Origin of the sequence: Methylobacterium sp. J-092 (genome assembly GCF_022829325.1) — a bacterium.
In the GTDB taxonomy this organism is placed as follows: Bacteria; Pseudomonadota; Alphaproteobacteria; order Rhizobiales; family Beijerinckiaceae; genus Methylobacterium.
This window is the reverse complement of the sequence record NZ_JAKSXU010000172.1, coordinates 2,501-5,938: the sequence shown is the minus strand read 5'-3', so window position 1 is coordinate 5,938 and position 3,438 is coordinate 2,501. Positions and strand designations below refer to the sequence as shown.

Genomic DNA, 3,438 nt, shown 5'->3' with positions numbered 1-3,438 from the left:
TTTGGCTGTTGACGGGCTGCTGGGTGGTCCGTATACCCCTGTTCATCGAGACGGGGCGGCGGCGACGCGGTTCTGGACTTGGTCCACCGACATGACGAGCGATGGGGCAGCTGGCGAGAGCCGGGTGGCCTGGTGTTTGTGTCGGCGGTCTTGTCGGTTTTGTGTCTTGCTTTCGGGTTTGACGCGGGGTTGACAGGGTATCGACGGGGGCTTAGACGCCTCCCACCGCTGAGGCGGACCACCGAGAGGTTGGTTCGGTATCACGGGTTTCCAAGACGGGCAAGGTGGTTTCGGGGCATTATGCTCTGGGATTTTTGTTCGCACGATTTTTCCGGGCTTTCGGGTCTGGCGCTCTTTGACAAGTGAATCTGAGAAAGAGAAGCGTGGACGGCATTGTCCTTGCGGGTTCGGCCTTTCGGGGTTGGACTGTGAGAAGACTTTGGCTGACACGTTTGTCTTGAGCTCACATCGATTTGGCTGGAAACGGCTGGATCGTTGATGTGAGTCTCTGTCAATTGTGATCAGCCTGGATCGATCTCTTCAACATGAGAGTTTGATCCTGGCTCAGAGCGAACGCTGGCGGCAGGCTTAACACATGCAAGTCGAACGCATCCTTCGGGGTGAGTGGCAGACGGGTGAGTAACACGTGGGAACGTACCCTTCGATCTGGGATAACTTCGGGAAACTGGAGCTAATACCGGATACGCCCTTTGGGGGAAAGGTTTACTGTCGAAGGATCGGCCCGCGTCTGATTAGCTAGTTGGTGGGGTAACGGCCTACCAAGGCGACGATCAGTAGCTGGTCTGAGAGGATGATCAGCCACACTGGGACTGAGACACGGCCCAGACTCCTACGGGAGGCAGCAGTGGGGAATATTGGACAATGGGCGCAAGCCTGATCCAGCCATGCCGCGTGAGTGATGAAGGCCTTAGGGTTGTAAAGCTCTTTTGTCCGGGACGATAATGACGGTACCGGAAGAATAAGCCCCGGCTAACTTCGTGCCAGCAGCCGCGGTAATACGAAGGGGGCTAGCGTTGCTCGGAATCACTGGGCGTAAAGGGCGCGTAGGCGGCCATTTAAGTCGGGGGTGAAAGCCTGTGGCTCAACCACAGAATTGCCTTCGATACTGGATGGCTTGAGTTCGGTAGAGGTTGGTGGAACTGCGAGTGTAGAGGTGAAATTCGTAGATATTCGCAAGAACACCGGTGGCGAAGGCGGCCAACTGGACCGACACTGACGCTGAGGCGCGAAAGCGTGGGGAGCAAACAGGATTAGATACCCTGGTAGTCCACGCCGTAAACGATGAATGCCAGCTGTTGGGGTGCTTGCACCTCAGTAGCGCAGCTAACGCATTAAGCATTCCGCCTGGGGAGTACGGTCGCAAGATTAAAACTCAAAGGAATTGACGGGGGCCCGCACAAGCGGTGGAGCATGTGGTTTAATTCGAAGCAACGCGCAGAACCTTACCATCCTTTGACATGGCATGTTACCCAGAGAGATTTGGGATCCTCTTCGGAGGCGTGCACACAGGTGCTGCATGGCTGTCGTCAGCTCGTGTCGTGAGATGTTGGGTTAAGTCCCGCAACGAGCGCAACCCACGTCCTTAGTTGCCATCATTCAGTTGGGCACTCTAGGGAGACTGCCGGTGATAAGCCGCGAGGAAGGTGTGGATGACGTCAAGTCCTCATGGCCCTTACGGGATGGGCTACACACGTGCTACAATGGCGGTGACAGTGGGACGCGAAGGAGCGATCTGGAGCAAATCCCCAAAAACCGTCTCAGTTCGGATTGCACTCTGCAACTCGAGTGCATGAAGGCGGAATCGCTAGTAATCGTGGATCAGCATGCCACGGTGAATACGTTCCCGGGCCTTGTACACACCGCCCGTCACACCATGGGAGTTGGTCTTACCCGACGGCGCTGCGCCAACCGCAAGGAGGCAGGCGACCACGGTAGGGTCAGCGACTGGGGTGAAGTCGTAACAAGGTAGCCGTAGGGGAACCTGCGGCTGGATCACCTCCTTTCTAAGGATGCAGCTTTAGTAACGATCGGCACGCTTCGTGTTTGCCGGTCCGCTCCTCTCGCCGCGTCATTGGATACATGGGGCTAGTCTTAGCCCCGCTATGCGGGACGGTGCCGTCCTCGTTTCTCTTTCTCATTATCCGGACTGTCAGCCGGCATCCTCCAAGCGGGGTTGTTCTTGGCTGGCACGGGCCTGTAGCTCAGGTGGTTAGAGCGCACCCCTGATAAGGGTGAGGTCGGACGTTCGAGTCGTCCCAGGCCCACCAATTTGGGATGCTCGTGATCGGGGACATAGCTCAGCTGGGAGAGCGCGTGCTTTGCAAGCATGAGGTCGTCGGTTCGATCCCGTCTGTCTCCACCATTTTTTGGGACCTGGCGCAGCGCGAGCTGCGACGTCTCAGAATGAGGGCGGGCCCAAGTTCCAAAACATCCGGATAAACCAGTTTGCGCGAGCCAGGGCATCAATCCGGCTCAGTGCGCAAAACCAATCGACATCGTGAAGAGGGAATGTGGCCGTCTGCGGCAGCGAAAGCTGGTCCGGGACGGTTATGTTCGGCAAGCAACTGTTCTTCTGCCGGAAACGGCAGGGGAACTGGTCTTTTTGTGACCGTGTCGCCTGACCGGAGCCGCTTTGCAGCGGCTGCCGGTCAGAGCGGACATCGATCACGAGAGCGATCAAGTGCCTTAAGAGCATTCGGTGGATGCCTTGGCGCTGAGAGGCGATGAAGGACGTGGTACGCTGCGATAAGCCTTGGGGAGCTGCGAACGAGCTTTGATCCAGGGATTTCCGAATGGGGAAACCCACCTTCGACCTTTCGTATTGTGGCTGCAGATCTTTGATCTGCGGCTTCACTACGATTGGTCACATGAAGGTATCAAATCCTGAATACAATAGGGGTTTGAAGCGAACCCGGGGAACTGAAACATCTCAGTACCCGGAGGAAAGGACATCAACGAGACTCCGTTAGTAGTGGCGAGCGAACGCGGACCAGGCCAATGCCTGAGTGGAGTTTACCGGAACGGTCTGGAAAGGCCGGCATGATGGGTGACAGCCCCGTACGGGACGGACGACATTCGGGATACGAGTAGGGCGGGACACGTGAAATCCTGTCTGAACATGGGGGGACCACCCTCCAAGCCTAAGTACTCCTCAGCGACCGATAGCGAACCAGTACCGTGAGGGAAAGGTGAAAAGCACCCCGACGAGGGGAGTGAAATAGTACCTGAAACCGGATGCTTACAAACAGTGGGAGCTCAAGGTTCGTCCTGAGTGACCGCGTACCTTTTGTATAATGGGTCAGCGACTTAAAGTTACGAGCAAGCTTAAGCCGGTAGGTGTAGGCGCAGCGAAAGCGAGTCTGAACAGGGCGTTCAGTTCGTGGCTTTAGACCCGAAACCGAGTGATCTAGCCATGTG

2 tRNA genes and 2 rRNA genes (1 of these 4 running past the window's edge) are annotated in these 3,438 nt (G+C 56.6%); all 4 read left to right on the top strand.

Annotated features, from left to right (window positions below):
- Positions 1-541 precede the first annotated feature (541 nt).
- Positions 542-2,024 (top strand): 16S ribosomal RNA (locus MKK60_RS20410).
- Between the two features lie 187 nt (positions 2,025-2,211).
- Positions 2,212-2,288, top strand: a tRNA-Ile gene (locus MKK60_RS20405).
- Between the two features lie 19 nt (positions 2,289-2,307).
- Positions 2,308-2,383, top strand: a tRNA-Ala gene (locus tag MKK60_RS20400).
- A gap of 312 nt (positions 2,384-2,695) precedes the next feature.
- A 23S ribosomal RNA gene (locus MKK60_RS20395) occupies positions 2,696-3,438 on the top strand; it runs 2,067 nt beyond the window's last position.
- Together the 16S and 23S rRNA genes with 2 tRNA genes alongside form the textbook arrangement of a ribosomal RNA operon.